The following is a 20129-nucleotide window of genomic DNA, read 5'->3' as shown; positions in this document are numbered from 1 at the left end:
CCGACCGCGATTCTCGGAAGCTCAGCCGGGTGTGCGCAATGCATGAACAATCCACCTAATCTCTCGGCTCAAAAGTCCGGTTTCTTGATTGGTCATAGCCATGAAGGGGGAGTGAAACTTCAACGGCACTCCATCTATTATTGCTAGCGATCACGGTTCCAACGGCCACTCTCATCCTCACGGTCGGAGAACGGTGGCCACACAGATGCGTTTCGAGCAAGGCAGAGCAAAGTCATCGTGTACTCATATTTCTCCGACTGGATTTTCATTTCGCGGACGCTGGCACTTCGATCAGCGTGCGCAAACCACACCGATGCCGGCAGCTCAACTCCGTGACGTTCGTGCGCGATGGAAGAGGCCGCTGCTAGTGAGCCTGGGGGAATCCCTACAGCAGCTTGGCGCGTACGAAAAAAGGCGCCGTTTCGGCGGGCTGTAGCGCTAGAAAATGCCCATTTCATGAATCCATCGCGGGAAAGGATGAGCACTGCGCTCTCTTCGGTGCACTGAATCCATTTCAGCGCGGTAGCCGTCAGTGAAACACCGTAGCGAATGGCACAATGGCGCAGCAATTCAAAGTCCACACTCGTGGTGAGCTGATTACGGAAATCGTTGAGTGGCATCAGAAGGAATGAGGCGAACAGATCTGCTTCCGCCTCGATATTCTTCTCCTCCCAAGACAACATGTCGTCACTGCTGCACTTGAACTCGTCGCGCTTGAGTCGGTGGAGGATGTAGTGACCGAGCTCGTGTGCTTGGGTGAAACGAATCCGACCTGATGATGCCAGGCTGCTGTTGTAAAGAAGCATCCAACGACTCCGCGCTTCATTCGCGAAAAGCGCTCCATCGAATCCTTTTATATCGACGGACTCAACCTTGGCGATCGGGTCGGGCCATTTAAAGACTTCTGCGGTGCCCAAGGCGAGCTGTGCAACATCCATGGGAAAACGATCGATTCCATGAGCCATGCTGATCTGATCGCAGATCTTTGTCAGCCGTATCGCGGCTTTCTGTGGTGTCCATACCTCAGGCCCAGGCATCGTCAAAAATCCTTTTTGAACGTATCTAGAATTTTTCTGAGATGCGCCTTGGCATCCGGTTCGAGAGTCTTATATCCGCGAAAGAAAGCCTCATCGAGATGCCTTTCTTCAGGCTCTCTCAGATCATCCTCAAAAAAGTAGGCCGTTGCTACTCCCAGAACGTCTGCCAGGGCAGTGAGCTTTTCAGCTGATGGACGTTGGGACTCTCGATTCTCCAATTCCCATAGATAGCTCTTACTCAAGCCTGCCATGTCCGCGAGTTTTTCCAAGGTCAGCCCGCGTTGCTTGCGCAGCTCGCGCAGCTTCTCGCCAAGACGGGTAGCCATTGTCGTATCTCCTACAAAGGTGGTGAAAATATACCACGGTTCCGAACAAATCGTTTGACAATGACGGTGTTCGCGATCAGTCTGTCACAAAGTTCGCTACTCCGAACTTTTTGTTCGGCTCGCCGATATGCCTTTTGAGCACTTCGCCCAGCCTTAAGTGCCATACAGATCTCCTAGAGGGGGAGTCAGATGTCTAAAGAGCATGTTGATCACGCGGATATCCTCCGGTTTGCCGAGGATAAGGTGAACTTGCCGAAGGAAAAGGCCAAGGAGTATCGGGAACAGGCTGGGCGCTTACAGGACAAGCTTGAAAGCTATTTGTCAGACCACCCAGATTTTTCACTCAAGCGCATGATGGTGTCGGGCAGCCTTGCCAAGGGTACGGCTCTTCGGTCGCTTAATGACATCGACGTTGCGGTGTATATCAGCGGTTCCGATACCCCTCGTGACACCCGGGCGCTTCTGGACTACTTGGCGGAGCGCCTGCGTAAGGCGTTTCCAAATTTCAGTCCGGATCAAGTCCAACCTCAGACCTACTCGGTAACTGTCTCTTTCAGAGGTTCGGGGCTGAATGTCGACGTGGTGCCCGTGTTGTATTCAGGGCAACCGCAGTGGCGGGGCAACCTGGTTAGTCAGGAAGACGGCTCTTTTCTGGAGACGAGCATTCCGCTGCACATTGAGTTCGCGAAAGCTCGTAAGCGCGCATCTCCGACACATTTCGCTCAGGTTGTTCGGCTTACCAAGTACTGGGCACGCTTGATGAAGCAAGAGCGCCAGAACTTCCGGTTCAAATCTTTCATGATCGAGCTGATCTTGGCCAAATTGTTGGATAACGGGGTGGACTTCTCTAACTACCCCGAGGCACTGCAGGCGTTCTTCACTTATCTGGTCAAAAGCGAGCTGCGTGAACGTATTATTTTCGCGGACAACTATTCAACTTCGAAGGTAGGCGCCTCGACCGATTTGGTTCAGATCATCGATCCTGTCAACCCTGATAACAACGTAGCGCGACTGTATACCCAGCAAAATGTCGACGCGATCATCGATGCAGCAATGGATGCAGGTGATGCCATTGACGCTGCGTTCTATGCGCCAACCAAGCAATTGACGGTTGGCTATTGGCAGAAGGTCTTCGGTTCTTCATTTCAGGGGTGAGTAAACCATGTCGTCTTACAGTACTACGGTTGCTGAATCACAGACGTTCACCATCACGCATGCTCGACACATGGCTGCGAAGGTCGCAACTGATTTACGGCGCATGCAACGCTTTTACGGCCAGCCATGCGATAGCTCGATTGAAGCTTACGAGGCTGAACTGATCGTGTTGCTCAAGGCAGGGTATCTCAGAGAGGTTACCTACGGTTTCAAGCGTGGCGACGATTGGATTGAGCCCTCGCTGAGATACACCGCAGGGGATCTGGTGGGATCGGGCTCAGATGATGATCCGGGACGTGTTCGCCCGGGGCGAGATATCACGGGCGCTTCATTCTATAGCTTTCTGTCCTACAGCCAGAAATACACCAACGCCTCTTCGGCCGAAAGGGACGTAGCCCTCAAGGATTTGCCTTTTGAGCGGAGCGATGCAACGGCCCCTGGCATCAGCGGATACCTCGACAGCGACAAGACATATTCTGCGGGTAGTCGCGTCCTCCATCGTGCAACGGTAAGGAGCTATTGATGAACGTGAAACCTTCTCTGGACGAGCTGTTTGAGCGGCGTATGTCCTTTCCCGATTTCGAACCTCAGGAGCGTCTGGCTCGTCTGGTAGGTCTTGACGACCAAAAGGATCGGCTGACTAAGGTATTGGGCTTGCTGGTGAATCCATTTGGCCTGCAGGACTGGGCTGAGAGGCATCACCCGCAAGCTCGTCCCGCCATCGATACCGTATTGCGTCGTCCGCCGCTGGCAATTTTGGCAGGGGATGTTGGTTCTGGAAAAACTGAACTTGCAGAGACCATCGGGGATGCTGTCGCTCGGCAGGAAGGAATCGATATCACTCTTTTTCCGCTAAGTCTCGCGACTCGAGGGCAGGGGCGAGTCGGAGAGATGACTCAGTTGGTCTCGGCTGCTTTTGACTACACGATCGAGGCCGCTGAAAAGCTTAAAAACAGAAACGGAAAAGCCAAGGGCGCTGTGCTGCTCCTCATTGATGAGGCTGATGCCTTGGCACAATCCCGAGAAAACTCTCAGATGCACCATGAGGATCGGGCAGGGGTTAACGCTTTCATTCGCGGCATTGATCGCATCGCAAATCAGAAGCTACCCGCAGCCGTGCTCATGTGCACCAACCGTTTAAAAGCACTGGATCCGGCAGTTCAGCGGCGAGCAGCGGAAGTCCTGACTTTTGCCCGTCCTGATGAAGTGCAGAGAAAGTATTTGTTGACGACCAAACTGGACGGTTTGGGGCTGGGCGTGCAAGTGATTGAGGAGCTTGTAAAGCTGACCGGCCCCCGTGGTGTGGATACTCCGGGCTTTACCTTCTCCGATATCAACCAAAGGCTGATTCCAGCCATCGTGCTTTCAGCCTATCCGCGAGCCGCGGTGGACGCCAGAACTGCATTGCTCACAGCTAAAGCAATGGCTCCAACGCCTGCTTTCCAGGATCGCTAATCCCTCAAAGGTCGAGCAGCCCCCTCGCGGTTCTGCTCGGGCCCTTCAGTGCTTTCGGAGGCAATATGTCAAGCTGGTCACTTTCAACTCTTCTTGCGTCGCTGCATGACGACATTCAGCTCCGTTTGGGAACGGCACGCAAAGCCTTCTCACACCCTGGCGCTAAGGGGGATGCGAGCGAAGGGGTGTGGATCGATATGCTCGATACCTACCTCCCTAAACGTTATCAGGCGGCCAATGCCTTTGTAGTCGACAGCCTGGGCAACTTCAGCGATCAGATCGATGTCGTGGTCTTTGATCGACAGTACTCACCGTTCATCTTCAAGTTCGATGAGCAGATCATTGTGCCAGCGGAAAGCGTGTACGCAGTCTTTGAAGCGAAGCAGACCGCTACGGCTGATCTGGTAGCCTATGCCCAGCGCAAAGTCGCGAGTGTTCGCAGGCTTCACCGCACCAGTCTGCCAATTCCGCATGCAGGTGGTGTCTATCCAGCAAAACCACTCATTCCGATTCTAGGTGGATTGCTTACGTTTGAAAGCGACTGGAGTCCTGCACTGGGGGCGTCGTTTGATAAAGCCCTAAACGTGGACAAAGCTGAAGGACGGCTGGATCTCGGTTGCGTAGCCTCCCATGGTCATTTCTTCTTCGACCCGAGCGGCGATAAATTCACCTTCGAAAATGAAAACAAGCCAGCAACGGCCTTCTTATTCAAGCTGATAGCACAGCTTCAATTCAGCGGCACGGTGCCCATGATTGATATCGATGCCTATGGGAAGTGGTTGGCGCATTAATCGAGCGCCTCGCTATCTGGGAAACTGAGATGTCCATGGCAAGAAATGCTTATTCTGGTGGGTAGGGTAACTCTCAATGATCAGATTCTTCAAGCGACTGTGGCGCAGGCTTCCGAGCAATCTCTCATCGGCATCAGATTTTACTAACTACAGTGCCAATTTCGGCCAGGCCATCGCATTCACTCGGGAATGTGGATTCGCGACATGTGCCGGTGCTTCAGCCCTTAGTGCTCCGCACGAAATTCATGCTGATAACATTCGAAACGCCTTACGCGCAGCAGGAATCAAAGGTCTCTCGAGGTCAGCCTTTCAGTGCCTCAAATGGAGTTACTACCTAGCGCCTTACCTCGAAAGCGAACTTCAGCGCCCTGTACACGTGACGATTGGGCAGTTGTGGAGTGACAGTCAGCCGTTGTTTAATCCCACTTGGAAGAACTTGAAAGATTGGAGTGCGTCAGGGCTAACCTTCAGGCATATACGAGATGAAGGCCGACGTGGTGTCAATCTGCACGCTTGGCTTACCGTTGACTCAAGTGAAATCATTGACATCAGTTTATTTAGCTCACTCGCGTCAATTCTCCCCAGCATTTTTTCTGAGTGCAATGGTCGTGTGATTTGGGGGCCGGCCGCCGATATTCTTAGCAGCTACCAATACCTCCCGATGGCAGTTGGTCGGCCGTTTGCTGAAGCCTTGGATAGTGGTCGAGAGCTCGCGCTTCTGGCCCGCAGCCCATCAGAGCTTTACACATACCCTTTGGCTCTCCCTGAAAGCCAAATCTGGGCGTGGGGAACAAGCTTTCCGCGTACCTAATACACACGGTAGACGTGGCTTCATGTTTGATCCTGCGCAACGCAAAAGCCGTAAACCTTGTACATCCAAGGTGGCCCGTGCAGAGCTCAGATTATGCGTCACTTATTGTGTTCATCTATTACATTGCTCCTTGTGACGAGCTCGTATAAACCCTGCTGCCCATCGTTGATGAGCGATACCATTCAGCGTTAATGGAGAATCAATCAATGGTGCTTCATGATGAATGCCAAATGGCCACTAATCTGCATTTTTTGTGAGCGACGAGGTGCTAAAGATTGACCTTGCTCTCAGCAGGAAAGGAGCAGAGCCGCGAGCTTTCGATGATTTTGGCTTGAAGCGCTGAGCTGTGAAGCCTTCGTTCCGAGTGGGTAGAACTCGCTTGAGTAACTCTGACCAGATAGTACTACCATCGCATTTTGAGACGCTTAGGAGAATCAGGATGTCAGCTTCAGAAGACTTAGCTAAAGATAAGTTTTTCTCAATGTTGGAGAGCGCCAGCAAGGTTAAATTTTTTCTTTTGATCACCAGCTTTATGCTTCTTTTTGACTCACTGATGGTGCACTTCTCCGGCGTAGGCATTGTTGGGATGCAGCGAGTGGAATTCAGAACTGATCTCGTTCTGGGCATCAAGCTACTTGTCGCGTTTGTTTGTTTTTCCGGTCTGCTCTCGCTGGTTTTCACGTTGCTGTATCCACTAGCCGTGTCGGTTTACGCAGCTGCGATCGAGTTCCTAAAAAATCTCGAAGCGACACTTGCACGCGCTATGGGACTTTCAAAGCCCGACCAAGCCCAAGTGAGATGGACTCGGCGCACTGAGTGCGTGCGGCCATGGGAGATCAGCGAGGAGGCTCATGAAACCCAAAGCGAGTTCCTTATTGGGATCTACGACCGCTATCTGCAGGAAAGGGCTGCGCAGAATGCCGAGCTGCATAGGATTCAGCTTTACGCTTTCAGTGCATTAGTTCTCGCTAGCCTAAATTTTTACTGGTCGGGAATCGGGGATCCAATCTCGATTGTTGGCTGGATTGAAGGGCAGTGGTCAAGCACTCCGGTGTGGCTGGCTTTGAGTGTATTCTTTGTGTTGATGGTGGCTCCACTTCATCGTAACCCGTCTGACAGTGAATGGATTTACTGTCCCGTTCTGCATCGTCGGCTAGAAAAGGAGTCAAAGGAAGAATATGACAGGGCCCAAGCATTTAGCGAAAGGATGAAACGGGAAGCCCGGATACACCGAGCGATCCGTGAAGCTCAACAAACTCCAAGAGAGCGTTCTTAGCTTCCTGGACGCAGCAAGGCATTACTTTGTGCTCCTGGCTGTCGGGTCTTCGGGCCTAGGCCCGCCTAACCTGATTCGATTGCCCCAAATAGTCGGCGGTCATCTGTGTGGCGCGAGGTATGTAGACATCTGATTAAGAACGATTGCGAGCGGCCGTGACGATTCCGATTCATCAATCTCATCGTAGGTCGCCCCGAGGTCTACGCAATGGAGGTAGCGGTATGGCCAGATGCGGCAGATGCGGCAGATGCGGCAGATGCGGCAGATGATCAATCAAGCCACGGGCTTCAGGGTTGATCCATGCCTGGTAGCTTGGTGCTAGCATGCGCAATCTTTGTGACTAGATCTTTAAATAATTTTCCTCGGCAAGGGAAGCGAATGCGAACGCTGGATAACTGGGCTCAACGACTCTTGGCGGTACCCTTACAGATCGAGTGTCCCTCGATGCAGGTTCTTCGCTACGACAAGGAGGTAATTTTCACTGGGCCAGGCCACATCTCCATCAAATCCCGCAGTGAAATAGAATTCGTCATGCATGGACAGCCGAGAGATGCGGCTAGGGCGTTAGCGCGAATAGCGCTGGCAAAAAACGAACCCTACTCTCCGATCCATGCACTTAAGGTCTTGGCCACCGACTATGAAAATATTGAGTGGAATTGTGGCTACGTGGATATTCAGGTCGGCGAGGTTGCGCAAAGCACGTGGCGGCTCTCGGGCTCAATCCTAGGCATTCAAACGCTGGTGGATGATGCGAGCGTGTACCCCGAGCCTGGGATTGAGGTGATCTACGACGCCCAGCTCAACGTTCCCTTTCCGCTCACGAAGAGCGGCTCACCTTGGGGGCAAGGTGCTCATCAACGCATGGTTGAAGTGGAAGGAGGGGAAGTAGGATTTCTCTACAGCCATGAGCATGAACGGCTATGGGTAACTGCAGCCGGGTTTCCCTCATACTTGTATGGCTTCTTGCAAACGTGGATCGGTGAACCTCTCAACCTGCTGCTAGGGCACTTTCCGTTGGGCGTGGCTAGACCCAATAATGTGTCTGTCCATTTGCACATGTGGTGAGTTGTGCAATTGTGGATCGAAACAGCTATCAAGGAGTACGCGTAAGCGCACCCCTCACTTTCAGACGTCTGAGGTAGAAATGGCTTTTGTTACCAAAGAGCAGGCAAGGGCTGCTGCGCGGCGCGGAGAGAACATCTTCGACCAGGTTGCCGGCCTGGAGTCGTTCAAAGATGAGCGCTTCGACATTTTCTTGTCGCACTCGATCAAGGATAAAGACCTGGTCGAAGGCGTTGGTGTGCTGCTTCGTGAGAGGGGGTACAACGTTTATATCGACTGGATGAACGACGAAGAGTTGGATCGTGAGCACGTTGACAAGAAAACAGCCGACCGGCTGCGCCAACGCATGCGTAACTGTTCCAGCCTGATCTACATCGCTACTGGGCAGTCGGCGGAGTCAAAGTGGATGCCTTGGGAGCTTGGCTATTTCGATGGCTGCAAAAGTGGCGCAGTGGCTATCTTACCGCTGGTTGACAGCCTGAGTTCTGGGTTCAATGGCCAGGAATATTTGAGCCTCTATCCACTGGTCGAGTGGCAGAGTGAAGAAGTTTATGTTGATTCAGGTTCAGAGGGGCGCTCCCTGCTGTGGGCCTTCGTGAATGATACCTCCAGGTAAATTGCATTTGGTTTAGCCAGCCACTGTGAGTGGCTGTGCTACGTTGAGAAAGTAGAGTCGCATGGCCCGTAACGTTACTAGAGCTGAACTTAAAGGCTTTTCCGCCAAAGCCTCGCAAAGCCGCCACTTGACTAAGTCCTTGGCGGCTTCGTCTCAAAACTTGACGTTTATATCCCACTCCAGCAAAGATCAGGAGTTAGTATTGGGCGTCATGGAGGTCATTGCCAACCACGGTGGTGTCCCCTACATTGATGAAATCGATCCGGCGATGCCAACTCACACCTCGGAAGAAACGGCGGATCTTTTGAAAACCCGTATCACCGAGTGCAAACGGTTCGTACTGCTCACAACTCCGAATAGTAAAGATAGTCGTTGGGTACCTTGGGAACTGGGTGTTGCGGATGGGAAGAAAGGGGTTAACCGCATCGCGATTTTTGGTGCCTCGGACAATGTGGATGATGACAGTTGGTCATCCTGGGAGTACATGGGCCTATACCCAAGGATCATCTGGGGGATGCTGGAGGGTCATGAAAATGAACTCTGGATGGTTTATACGGAAAAAACGGATTCGGCTGTAACGCTGAGATCCTGGCTTCGCAGTTGATGCTTGATCTGCGGTATATATTAATCGTTGCTAGAATGGCTGCTGCTTAGAGGTTGGTATGTATATAGGTTTCGAGCTTGAGCATTACAAATCATTCGAAATGATCAGCGACGCTGCGATTGATGATTACCGCAAAAGGGCACATGACGTGACAGTCAATGACTTGGCCGATTACGTGATTGGTCAAATTGAAAATAAAGACGTCATTGATGCCAAGGAGCTTGCTCTAACGATTTTTCCCCAGCAGCACGCTCATGTCTTCCTATCTCACTCTCATCGAGATGAGCGTGAGGCTATCGAGTTTGCATTGTCGCTGGAGAAGCGAGGAGTTAAGGTTTTCGTCGACTCGTGTGTCTGGGGGTATGTAGGCAAGTTGCAGCTTAAAGTCAACGAGTACTACTCGGATAAGGAAGAGAAGGAGGGGGTTACGAATTTCTCTTATGATAAATGCAGTGAGGTAGCAGCGTCTCTGTATTTGATGCTGAACGAAGAGTTGCATCGCATGATTGACGCATCTGAGTGCTTCATTTTCTTCAACACCAAGAATTCGGTCAGTATCAAAGGCCATGAAGGTTTTGCAGTCGGTGATCGCACGCTGTCGCCATGGATCTATTCCGAGCTGGCTTTCAGTGCCAAGACGCGCTACCACAAGCTTACTCGCAAGCGCCTGCCAAGAGGTATCGTTGCTACGCTCGAATCCCATCGGGAACACAAAGCCCTCGGATCTGCTGCGTTTGCATTCGAGATCATCAACAAGCATTTGCCCAAGCTGACCGGCGAAGAGTTGAAATCCCTAGCGAAAAATACGGCTCATGAGGGGGCGTTTTGGCTTGATGCGCTGTATTACGAGTATGACCTCGAAGTCCAGTTCAAGGATAGCTGCAACGCTTCACTGCTAAAAATTGCGTAGCGGCTGGCTCTGGGCCATACACATCCTGGAACACCGCGACGAGGCAGGCGAAGCGCTATGCTCAGCAGACCATTGGAGGGGCCTCGTCATGTCTAAAAAAGCGCCGTGGGAAGCTGCGATCGACGTTGAGCCGAAGACCGACTCCGAGCGCTACCTGAGCAAGCTAGCGTGCAAAGCATTCCTCAGCCCCTGGTGCTATGGAAACGTCCACACCGATGAAGGCAAGAAGTCGGTATCTTGGGATGGCAAGAAACTCTGTGGTCTATTCGTCGTGTTCGGTGACCACATCCTGAGTTTCTCCGACAAACATTGCGAGTATCCGACCCACTCAGCCCTTTGGTCTCTGGGGGCAGTGGTACAAGCGGGCGATTCACGCCTCGGTGACACAGCTGGTTGGCGCTGAGAAGTTCATCCGTGAGAATCCTCGCCGGCTGTACCTGGACAAGCAGTGCTATGTGCCTTTCCCCTACCGCCTGCCTGACATGAATAAGGCAGTCTTCCATCGCATTGCAGTGACGCGCGGATCCTACGACGCGGCGGTAGCGCATTGGCGCGGGCAAAGCAGCGGCAGCCTGATGATCAATACAGGACTAACCGACAAGAAGCAGCATCTGGAAACACCGTTCACCGTGGGCTGGCCGGCGGGGAAAGATCGCTTTGTCCACATGCTCGATGAGCTGACCGTGGATATGCTCCTCTCAGGACTCGACACGGTATCGGATCTGGTCGGCTATTTTTCTGAAAAAGAGCGCTTCCTCAGCAGCGCAGAGTACGTACCTTGGCCTACTGCCCGTCAGCCTCGGCATAAGGACGCGTGCAATCGCCATAATCAGCGTGGGATGGAGTGGGTGATGTAGGCCCACTTTCAAGAAGCGTTTTCAGAGGCGTCCTCTCGAGTAACTCGGACTACCTGGTCGCGAAGTGCACGCACGCTGACCAAGAGCCTCCCCAGACACCTCCTCTGACATCAACCTATGTTTTGCGCCGTGCCGCCACCGTGCAGTTGGTAAAGCGACTCGAGTATGTCCATTGGAGTGGGTTGCTGTTTTTGCTGGCCGATCCAGCGTCGCAGCCTCAATCCGGTCAGGCTCTTCAAATGATCCGTTTTGGCTTCATGAAATACAGGTACCGAATCCATGGCATACGATTCGTTGGAGACGACCAGCTGCTTGGCTTGCCAAATGAAATAGCTGAACATCAGCTCCATATGAATCCAAGCAGACCCCGTTTTGTCTTCGTCCTCGATCGAATACTGCGTTGAGAGGGAGTGGTCAGTGTTCAAGAAGAACAGCGCGGTGGAATCACTAATCATTTGCTGCAGAGCCGTCGCTAGGATCATGTACACATGGGCGGTCGAGCGATTGCGCAGATCATAGTGATAACGCGAGGTGCCTTGGATTTTGCAGTGTTTCTCATCAATGGCCTTCAGAAGATCGTATGCTGATCCCCAAGCTGTTGAGTCGATGAAGGCAGTAATTCCTTTCTTTTTAAGATCGAGAGCGAGCTGGATGGCGAGATCCTGATCCTGATAAGAGTGGGATATAAAAATGTCGCATCGTTGCGCTGGGAATAGATGCTTGATTACCGTTTTTGCATCGATGCTGACGTTGTCTTCCAACAAGTAATTTTTAAGCTTGACCGTGGAGGCTTTAAGGGTGCGCTTGAAATCCCCTACCTCGTCCGTGAGTGGGAAGTGCTCAGGGTTGATGTCAATGTTGAAGCCGTATTCCATTTAATGGTTATCCTTTACCGAAAGTGTTGTCTGGATCGTGTCTTGGTTTCGAAGGTTTCAGTGAGAGATTTCGTTCGCTGTTTAACCCAATCTCCAGGCCGTTGGTGAACAGGCCAACGTAGTCGAGTAACTCGTCGTAGTCTTTTTCCTCAGGTGAGAGCGGTGAGCGCTCCTGCATTTGGCCTTTCAAGGGCTCAATCGATGCGGAGGCACCACCAGGGCTGCGGAGCGCTATCACATTTGCTTGGGGGTGATGAAGTTTGAACTGTGCGTGTTCGTCGAGGATGCCTTGTTGCCCGCCGATGAAGACAGCGGCCTCAAACTTATGGCGTTTAAACATGACTCTTCTCATAAGCTCCAAGCTCGATTCCCGGGTGCCGTTTGCATTTACTGGAACTAAGTTGGCAAACCTGGAATTTACCTTAGGAGCTTCCTGCTCGAAGAATGTGGACTGGTAGATCGTCACGGCAGCTCTATTGTCGACACGTAGATCTTCACAGACCGCGAGGATGAGAGGGGATATTGTGGGGTGACCACCAAACACAAGGTGTTTACGACCCAGTACGGTGTACAAGAACGTCCGAAGAGCAGCCTGGATCAGCATCGGGTCGCTTTGTTCATAGAAACTGCTGTCGCGGCTGGGAACGCTCGCAGAAAGGAAGATATCGCCCATGTCGTTGGCCTCTGATTTCGCTGTGTGGAGGGATGGTTGAGGCGTGTGCCCGCTCTCGAGCTGTCGAGTGATCATTCATCATGATTGCCGGCGGAGACGCTTGCAGGTCAATCTCTTGAAGGATCTAGTCGGACGAGCACGGGTCTCCTAATACCAATCTAGGAACCGATGGCCAGCCGCGTTCGCCTTCACCAAGCGCGCATGCCCATCAAGCCTGTCGCCGAGCCATTGCATATGGGCTTTCCAGGTTCTTTCTTCGATGCCTTCTTCGTTATAAATCACAGCAACTGGAGGAGAGTGCTCTTCCAGCGATGCCTCATAGAATGATTCGCTGGTGGGCACTCGAAGCTCAGGGTACACAACGATTTCTTCATTTTTTACTGAGACCACCAATCCTCTTCGGGACGAAGCGCCCAGAACTCTACCGCCGGCAGCCTCTACCGAGGATGTCAGCTTCCCGACGAGATCCCGATACCTGATCGATACGCTTTTGCTCCGATAGAGCTCGATTTTTTCGAGAATCTTGGCCAAAGCATCTGACTGAATATGTCCATTGTCAGCGAGATCTGAGTCCTCCAACTGGACTTCTCCGCTGATCAAATGAATGTTGGCTGCGTCAACTCTTGGCCATCCAACGCGAAGCATGGCGAGCTTCCTCAGCGAAGCCCTATGGAACTCCAACTCTGTCCAGCGGCCTTCGAAATACCCCGAGGTATCAAGGTAGACGAGTACGTCGGAGTCGCAGAGACGCTGCCACAGCACCTCTTGGAAGTGCTCTCCAGGTAAGATCCCGTGAGTGTCGAGGAATACGTCGTACTGACGGGCACAAAGTTCTGCATAGAGTTGCAGGGCAGCTTCGGTGGACTCTTTGCGTCGATAGCTGAGGAACACCCGGCGCTGACGTGGGATCAGCGAGCTTGCCTCCAAGAGAGACGCTGAAAGGATGGCCGGGCCTTGAGTCATCGCGACGCCGTTCAGTGTTCCAAGCTTCCCGGGGAATTCGGCTGTAAACGTGTCCGGATCGCACGCCACCGGAACCAGTGGAACTCGGCGGTCAATGAAGCGCTCAATGGCTGCCTCCTCAGTGACACTGATGCTTGCGCATAGCGCTGCGCAGCAGCGATCAAGCCTGGGACGAAAATCCCTAGGATTTCCTCGAAAGAGTGTCACATCTTTGTGAAGCTCTAAACCGAGATCTGAAATCCGCACCTTGATCGCGGCCTCAATCTCGTCGGCAATGGCAGTGGGGAAGTCGCCTAGGAGGGCGAGGGAGTAGCGGGCGTCCATGAAGCTTCCGAGCCTCTCTGTATCGTTGACGTGCACGTGGCCGGGGCGAGGACTTCGCCCACCCAAGGTCGTCTGGGCAACGCTCAGTTCTGCCGGCTACGTGCTTAAGTGTGGCGATAGGCTATCAGGTATCCGACGCGCATGCTCTTGAATGTCGCTAAAGAGGCGCAGCCCCCTCAGCGGTTTCATCCAGCTTAACTGGTAATTGACGATCCAGAGCTGTCTGGTCGCGCTACGAAAGCTAACAAATGGAAACCATAAAATTCGAGATGACCATGGCTGCTCCGTGCGAGCATTGGCGAGTCGTAAGCGCTCTATATCAAGGAGATCTTAAGCTGATGAGATTCGCCCCCCCGACCCGCATCACCTACATCGCGTTGACCTTAGCAATACCGTGCTTGGTGATCTTAGCGCTATGGATGCAAGGCGATTTGACGAATCTAACTGCATTTTCGGCGCTTACGCCTTCAAGCAGTAGATCAAGTTCGTGGGGGGATTCATAGCCTGCGGCGCTCGCGATATCCGCTACGCTGCGGGATTACGAATCCAGGTTCCGTGGTGGCAGACAAGCTCTCTGGAGGGCCAGCTGAAGAGCAGCTAAGACGCCTACTCAATGTCCAGGATGCACATCACAGCACCTCAACGCGCTCAACCTTCCAAAGGAGCAGGAAATGAGCATTTTTAGCTGGCTGTTCAAAAGACCCAAGACGACCAACGCTGAAGCCAACTCCAAACCTACCCAGGGGCGCCGTCCAAAGCTCGAGGTTTCGCGGGACAAGCATTTTTTGTCGGTAGAATCGCTTGATTTCTACGGACTCTATCAGCTGTCTAAATCAAAGCTATGGGCGATCGGGTGGCGAGACTCGGATCCGTCTGCGGGACGGGGAGGGCATAGGGAATCCGGGCTGGGGGTCTACGTACTTACAGATCTGAGCACCGGTACGGTTAGCTGTCACGGTAGCATGCCTAGGCCAAACAATGGCCACGTTTCTGACTCTGGGGTTTTCTGCTTGGAGGATTGGCACTTTGGCAGCTCTCTCTCGGGGACGTTCACTGTCTTCGACCCCTCTGGAGCCGTACTCATCACCAAGGAGCTCTCGGCCAATATCGTCTCCAGCGCGATCTCCATAAATGGGAAGTTCGCTGTCTGTGCCACAGCCAACAGCCCCAGCGAACATGGTAACAAGGTCTTCCTGTTCGACCTGCTCAAGCGGGTTGAGCTGTATAGCGTCACTCCAAAAGCCGGATGGCCAGAGCGCTATGAGGTCGACGAGAAAACGGGGGAGCTCATTGCACATTTCAAGGATGTTGGGAGCTTCCGGTACGATATCGATGGCCGATTCCTAGAGGCTGATCAGCTGAATAATGCCAATCTCGCCTCGTCTCGTTACGACCGCATCATCCTGGCTGCGGAGAAGATTCTGGAGGATGTCGATCTCACAGATGAGCGAGCCCAGGAAGTTTTAACCGCCATCCAGCGTGCCCGCTCGCTCGGCGCAGACGAAAATCCAGCGTGGAAACCAAGCGCCTTAAAAATCCAAGGGCTCGCTCATGAACAGTTACGCCAGTACGGAGAGGCTGCACGGGTCTACGAGGAGGCGCTTGCTTTGAACCCTAAGATTGGTGTGAAGCGCAGGCTGGCGTCAGCGAACAAAAAGATCAGTGTGGGCTAGGTAAGTGCTGCTCTGTTTGGGCTTCGCAATCACCTGTTGCTTCAAGATGGTGTCTATCCAGTTGCGCCGAAAGCACCCGGTCGCCAAGGCCGTTGGGTAGGTCGGGCGTTGCAATGCGCTGGCATCGTCCGTAGCATTGCGAGTTGACTACGTAGACAGCAGAAAATTTGTCGGCGGTGCTGCGTAGGCCCTTTAGCTGTGGGTCATATGAAGGGAAGTCGGGGGCGCTTGGGCTGTTCCGCTTCAGTGCGGGAGGCTTGCTTCTGAGGCCGTCCTTCCTCCGTAGTCACGAAATACTGCGTACCTTGGCCTCCGTCGCGTGGAAAACGGTGATGGGGGCCAAGTACTTTCTGGCACCGTCCTGGCACACCTTGATAACGGCCACTGCCTGGTAGCGTGTTTTTCCCACCAGCACTTTGCGCCCGCCACTGAGCATCACCACCTGCGCATGCTTAGGTTTGTTTAGTCCAACCTGGCTCTAGCTGCAGTAGGCGCTTGTTAGAATCTCAAGCACCTCATCAACTGTGCAGCCGTCTTTCATCTGTCGAGCGAGCAGTGCATGTCTAATCGCCTCTAGGTCGAGGCGAATACCTGGTAGATCCACGGCACGCCCCTGCGTCTTCCCGTGGCTGGCATGGTGATGTTATCGACTATTGCTTGGTGTAGTCTTGACGGTTTCTAACCCTCTCGAAGTCAGCTGACTCTGGTTTCGCGGCGTGCCCAGACTGGGCATGCAAAAGCGAGCAGTGGTCGCTTCGGCATGACAGGTGGTTGTAAACGTACGGGGAGCAAGGAATGGCACGAAGAACGTTTTTTTCCTTCCACTATCAGGAAGACGTATGGCGAGCCTGGAACGTCAGGAATTGCTGGGTCGTCAACGACGATCGACAATCGGTGGGGTTCTTCGACGGCAGCGTGTTTGAAGCGTCCAAGAAGGAAGGCGACGACGCGCTCAAAGCCTTCCTTCGAGATGGCCTCAACAACACGTCCGTGACATGCGTTCTGACCGGCCAGTTCACAGCATCAAGGCGCTGGGTGCGGTACGAGATTGTACGCAGCGTGTTGAAGGGCAATGGGCTGTTGACCGTTGACATTCATGGTGTGAAAAACAGAGCCCAGGCGACCGGAGTGAAGGGCGCAGACCCATTGGCTGAGGTGGGTGTCTATCGCTCTAACGACAAGATTTTCTTCGCGGAGCTAAAAGGCGGGAAGTGGGTGAAGTATTCGGACTATACCCTCGCCATCCCGGCCTCTGACCTGTGGTTTGATGCCCCTACCAGCGACACGGTCGTTCCGCTTTCTAGGCACTGCATGCGGTATGACTTCGTAGCGCAAAATGGCAGAGCCAACATCGCGGGCTGGATCGAGACCGCGGCAGGATTGGCCGGTCGTTGATCCGACCGGCTCGGTCGCAGAAACCTTCATTTCAGACTACCTAGGTACTAACTTATGGCAGCTACGCAGCGCCTGGCCGGCGTCAGGATCCACCTATCGGGTTCAAACCCAGAATCGCGAGACGATATTGCTGACTTCGTGCAAAAAATTGCCGCGAAAATCTTCAGCGAAGGCGGCTCGATTGTCCATGGGAGCCATCCCTCACTCATCGCACCGCTGCGCAAAGCCGCCGAATCGTTCATTCAGGCAGGCGGGGGCAGGGGAGCACTTACGTTGGTGCGAGCGAAACTCTTCGCGACTGACGAGTACGCCGCTGAGATTGAGGATCACAGAAAATTCGCTTCAGTGGAAATTGTCCCTGCGGATGTTAGCGAGGGCCAAGCCGCAGTTGGCCTGACACCGATGCGTGATTGGATGGCTGACCGTTCGGATGCCGTCATCTGCGTGGGTGGTGCGTGGTGGGACGTCAATAAAGCAAATGCGGGCGTTCCGAATGAGCTGGATACCATGCTCGACCTCGGTAAGCCCGGATTCGTCGCCGCTGGTTTTGGCGGTGCGATAGCAGGGTACCTCCAGGAAGATCCGTCGTTGCTATCTCGCCTGCGAAATGGCCTTTCCCTGGACGCGAACACCACCATTGCCAATGGCACATCGGTTGAGCAGGTCGTGGGCCTGGTCGTCGAGCAATTGAAGAACCTGCCACTTGCTCGTCGCAACATTTCGCGAGGCCGTAACTTCCGCATCTTGGCGCTTGATGGCGGAGGACTCAGGGGCACTTTCACTGCAGCGGTTTTGGCCAAGTGGGACGACATGCTCAAGGCAGGTGGTGGCAACGACCTCATTTCGCATTTCGACCTGGTCGCAGGCACATCCACGGGTGCCATTTTGGCTATCGGGCTGGCCTTAGGGATGAACCCCCGAGAGATCCTGGAATTCTACGAAAAGAAAGGCCCACAGATTTTCCCGAAAAATCGGAAGCTGCGGCACTGGCTCAAGTCCAAGCATGACTCGGCCACACTACGCGGACTGCTGACTGAAGTGTTTGGCGACAAAACCTTGGCGGAGGATTCGCGGTGCCGTTTGGTCATTCCTACGGTTAGGGCTAAGCATGGCCAAGCAGAGGCAATCGTCACGCCGCACAGCCCAGATCGGACGGCATATCGTGATATCTCAGCCGTGACTGCAGCGCTGGCTTCCTCCGCGGCCCCCACATATTTTGATGAAGCCGAATACGATGGGCCGATCACACTGGAAACCTTCCTTGATGGTGGCGTCTGGGCGAACAACCCCATCTTGCCGGCCTTGGCGGAAGCTGTTCGGTACCTGAAGATCCCTCTAGATCGAATCGACGTGCTGAGCGTTGGAACGCTCACCAGCGAGAGTGATTTCAGTGATCAGTTGGGTAAGGGCAAAGGGGGATGGGCGCCTCATAGCGTTGATCTCTTTTTTGCCGCCCAAGAACACGGTGCTCTTGCCCTGGCTGAGAGTTTTCTGGGCCCAACGCGGCACTTGCGTGTCAATCAGCAGACCCCTGCCGAAATCAAGCTTGACGACACCGAGGCTATCCAGGAAATGGCCCAGCGTGGCAACGACGCAGCTAAAGAGCACTTCGCTGAGGTGCGCTCCAGATTCTTTGATGGACAACATGCGGATGCATGGGAGCGCTTCTAAGCAGGAATGGATGCCTAGGACACAGTCTTGGGCGTCCGCTTCTCTTTATCGTCAAATCTCTAACCCACCACCCTGAGCTTAGAGGTGTATCGGCTCCTCAACACACGGCACGGGATGGCGGCTTTCTTTGATCGCTGAAGCAGAACTATCACTCGAAGGACTCGTAGCATGGCGTTTTTTACAAAAGCTGAAGCACGTGCAGCCGCAAAGCGGGCAATGAAGAACCGTAGCCTGGTCGACGTGATCAATGAGTCGATTAAAGCTAGCAAGCTGGCGACCCGATTCGACGTTTTCTTATCCCACTCCATCAATGACGCCGAGCTTGTGCTCGGGGTAAAGGTACTGCTCGAGGACATGGGAAAAAGAGTTTATGTCGACTGGGTAGACGACCCAGAGCTTGACCGTAACCAGGTTAACAAGCATACGGCTGAGAGGCTGCGCGGGCGGATGAACCAGTCCGAGACGCTGTTGTACATTGCCACCGAGAATGCATCGAGCTCGAAATGGATGCCCTGGGAGCTGGGCTACTTCGACGGTCGTAAACCGGGCAACGTATCTATCCTTCCGGTCTTGGAAAGGGCGGATCAACGCTTTGAAGGGCAGGAGTATCTGGGACTCTATCCAACCGTGGATAAGGAAAACCTAGGCGGCCCGGGCAAGCAGGGCGGGGATCAACTAAAGGATGTTGATGCTTTGCGACGAGCGCTGCGAGGCAGAGGGTATCCTTTCGGTGGAGTCGGTAAGATTTACCTCTGATGACCGAAGGCAGCATAACGTGATGTGCTTAAACCACCCAGGTAAGCCTCAGGCCTAGTAGATAAGGCTGAGGCATTCTGCTGGGTGGTAATCAGCGCGTCGTGTGCTACTGCCGTCAGCTTAGTCGTTACGCACTTTCGATCTCGTAAAGAAGGTTAATGCCATCAACAGCGCCGATACGCGATGTGGCCTCCACCCACATCATGAACTCTGGCTGTGCAAGATTCACCAGGTGGCGAACTGGGGCTTCGTGTGCAACGTTGTACGACTCTGTCCCGATGCTATCGTACATCCTGCCATCATGGGATTTGACCAAGTGTCGCCGAGGTTGTCTGCGCACCATCGAGCTGAACTCGAGCTCCATATGAATCCAGGGTGATAGGGTTTTCTTACTTCCATCCACAGAGTGCTTGAGTGAGATGGACTGTTCTGTATTGAGGAAAAACAGAGTGTCAGTGCTGTCGATCATGCGCTGCAGGGCTGTGCTCAAGATCATGTGAACATGAGCGGTGGAGCGATTTCTCTCGGCATAGTTGTAGTTGATCTCACCTGGCGATTTGCAGTATTTATCGTCAATTACCTGAAGCAGGTCATGCGCTGCGCCCCAAACGCATGAGTCGAGAAACACCTTCAAGCCGCATCTGCGCTCGAGTTCGATGGCGAGAGAGATAGCAAGATCTTGATCAGCATGAGAGTGAGAGAGGAATATGTCTGCAGAGACAGTCGGAAACAATGTTTTTATCACAAGCTCGGCGTCGACTGTATCTTTGTCGAGCATAAGCTGTGCCAAGCTTTCGACATCGCGCTTGTTCTGGGCTTTGTAGTTGGCAACTGCAGCGTTGTTAGACGCAAAGCTCTGAGCATCAATGCTCAGATTAAAACCGCGATCCATCAGATCT

21 protein-coding genes are annotated in these 20129 nt (G+C 53.3%); 15 read left to right on the top strand and 6 right to left on the bottom strand.

Annotated elements, in window-relative coordinates:
- Positions 1–143: 143 nt before the first annotated feature.
- Complete coding sequence (locus AC0R79_RS15850; protein WP_103367121.1) at positions 144–1037, bottom strand: ImmA/IrrE family metallo-endopeptidase; 894 nt, start codon at positions 1035–1037, stop codon at positions 144–146.
- 2 nt (positions 1038–1039) lie between these two features.
- Positions 1040–1363: a helix-turn-helix domain-containing protein gene (locus AC0R79_RS15845; RefSeq protein ID WP_103367122.1), complete on the bottom strand. Its 324-nt coding sequence runs from the start codon at positions 1361–1363 to the stop codon at positions 1040–1042.
- A gap of 189 nt (positions 1364–1552) precedes the next feature.
- Here AC0R79_RS15845 and AC0R79_RS15840 point away from each other — a divergent pair, with 189 nt between their 5' ends.
- The 11 genes from AC0R79_RS15840 (at position 1553) to AC0R79_RS15790 (ending at position 10900) form a co-directional block, all read left to right on the top strand.
- Positions 1553–2518, top strand: a complete 966-nt coding sequence (locus AC0R79_RS15840; protein ID WP_474730486.1) for a CBASS oligonucleotide cyclase — start codon at positions 1553–1555, stop codon at positions 2516–2518.
- 7 nt (positions 2519–2525) lie between these two features.
- Complete coding sequence (locus tag AC0R79_RS15835; protein WP_103367124.1) at positions 2526–3041, top strand: HORMA-1 domain-containing protein; 516 nt, start codon at positions 2526–2528, stop codon at positions 3039–3041.
- The gene (locus AC0R79_RS15830) at positions 3041–3973 is read left to right on the top strand and encodes an AAA family ATPase (protein ID WP_474730484.1); all 933 of its coding nucleotides are present in this window, start codon (positions 3041–3043) and stop codon (positions 3971–3973) included. The genes AC0R79_RS15835 and AC0R79_RS15830 overlap by 1 nt, the downstream gene beginning before the upstream one ends.
- A gap of 65 nt (positions 3974–4038) precedes the next feature.
- The gene (gene nucC, locus AC0R79_RS15825; RefSeq protein ID WP_103367126.1) at positions 4039–4764 is read left to right on the top strand and encodes a CBASS effector endonuclease NucC; all 726 of its coding nucleotides are present in this window, start codon (positions 4039–4041) and stop codon (positions 4762–4764) included.
- 1250 nt (positions 4765–6014) lie between these two features.
- Positions 6015–6851 (top strand): hypothetical protein, encoded by an 837-nt coding sequence (locus AC0R79_RS15820; protein WP_474730481.1) that lies wholly within the window; start codon positions 6015–6017, stop codon positions 6849–6851.
- Between the two features lie 444 nt (positions 6852–7295).
- Entirely contained in the window at positions 7296–7916 is a 621-nt protein-coding gene (locus tag AC0R79_RS15815) for a hypothetical protein (protein WP_474730479.1), read from the top strand.
- Positions 7917–7995: 79 nt separating this feature from the next.
- Entirely contained in the window at positions 7996–8529 is a 534-nt protein-coding gene (locus AC0R79_RS15810; protein ID WP_103367129.1) for a toll/interleukin-1 receptor domain-containing protein, read from the top strand.
- Positions 8530–8590: 61 nt separating this feature from the next.
- The gene (locus AC0R79_RS15805) at positions 8591–9133 is read left to right on the top strand and encodes a toll/interleukin-1 receptor domain-containing protein (RefSeq protein ID WP_474730476.1); all 543 of its coding nucleotides are present in this window, start codon (positions 8591–8593) and stop codon (positions 9131–9133) included.
- 58 nt (positions 9134–9191) lie between these two features.
- Positions 9192–10043 carry a TIR domain-containing protein gene (locus tag AC0R79_RS15800; protein ID WP_103367131.1) on the top strand — a complete coding sequence of 284 codons (852 nt, stop codon included), beginning with the start codon at positions 9192–9194 and terminating at the stop codon, positions 10041–10043.
- Between the two features lie 88 nt (positions 10044–10131).
- Positions 10132–10446: a hypothetical protein gene (locus AC0R79_RS15795; protein ID WP_474730473.1), complete on the top strand. Its 315-nt coding sequence runs from the start codon at positions 10132–10134 to the stop codon at positions 10444–10446.
- Entirely contained in the window at positions 10424–10900 is a 477-nt protein-coding gene (locus tag AC0R79_RS15790) for a hypothetical protein (RefSeq protein ID WP_474730472.1), read from the top strand. Before AC0R79_RS15795 ends, AC0R79_RS15790 begins: the two co-directional genes overlap by 23 nt.
- Before the next feature lie 110 nt (positions 10901–11010).
- Here the strand turns inward: AC0R79_RS15790 and AC0R79_RS15785 are convergent, their stop codons facing one another.
- The 3 genes from AC0R79_RS15785 to AC0R79_RS15775 all read right to left on the bottom strand — a co-directional run bounded on the left by AC0R79_RS15785 (position 11011) and on the right by AC0R79_RS15775 (position 13735).
- A complete protein-coding gene (locus tag AC0R79_RS15785) occupies positions 11011–11775 on the bottom strand; it encodes a hypothetical protein (RefSeq protein WP_474730470.1) in 765 nt (254 codons plus the stop codon).
- Between the two features lie 7 nt (positions 11776–11782).
- Positions 11783–12448, bottom strand: a complete 666-nt coding sequence (locus tag AC0R79_RS15780) for an SLOG domain-containing protein (RefSeq protein ID WP_146038474.1) — start codon at positions 12446–12448, stop codon at positions 11783–11785.
- A 147-nt stretch (positions 12449–12595) separates the two neighbouring features.
- A complete protein-coding gene (locus AC0R79_RS15775) occupies positions 12596–13735 on the bottom strand; it encodes a toll/interleukin-1 receptor domain-containing protein (protein WP_103367135.1) in 1140 nt (379 codons plus the stop codon).
- A 671-nt stretch (positions 13736–14406) separates the two neighbouring features.
- Between AC0R79_RS15775 and AC0R79_RS15770 the strand changes: the two genes are divergently transcribed.
- The 4 genes from AC0R79_RS15770 (at position 14407) to AC0R79_RS15755 (ending at position 19230) form a co-directional block, all read left to right on the top strand.
- Entirely contained in the window at positions 14407–15408 is a 1002-nt protein-coding gene (locus AC0R79_RS15770) for a tetratricopeptide repeat protein (protein ID WP_474730468.1), read from the top strand.
- Positions 15409–16203: 795 nt separating this feature from the next.
- A complete protein-coding gene (locus AC0R79_RS15765) occupies positions 16204–16803 on the top strand; it encodes a TIR domain-containing protein (protein ID WP_474730466.1) in 600 nt (199 codons plus the stop codon).
- Between the two features lie 54 nt (positions 16804–16857).
- Entirely contained in the window at positions 16858–18474 is a 1617-nt protein-coding gene (locus AC0R79_RS15760) for a CBASS cGAMP-activated phospholipase (protein ID WP_474730464.1), read from the top strand.
- 168 nt (positions 18475–18642) lie between these two features.
- Positions 18643–19230, top strand: a complete 588-nt coding sequence (locus AC0R79_RS15755) for a toll/interleukin-1 receptor domain-containing protein (RefSeq protein ID WP_474730462.1) — start codon at positions 18643–18645, stop codon at positions 19228–19230.
- A 127-nt stretch (positions 19231–19357) separates the two neighbouring features.
- Here AC0R79_RS15755 and AC0R79_RS15750 read toward each other — a convergent pair whose 3' ends face one another.
- Positions 19358–20122 carry a hypothetical protein gene (locus tag AC0R79_RS15750; RefSeq protein ID WP_474730460.1) on the bottom strand — a complete coding sequence of 255 codons (765 nt, stop codon included), beginning with the start codon at positions 20120–20122 and terminating at the stop codon, positions 19358–19360.
- Positions 20123–20129: the final 7 nt, after the last annotated feature.

Source organism: Pseudomonas sp. HD57-3 (assembly GCF_056113135.1).
The sequence above is the reverse complement of the archived record's forward strand: the minus strand, read 5'-3'. Positions and strand labels throughout refer to the sequence as shown.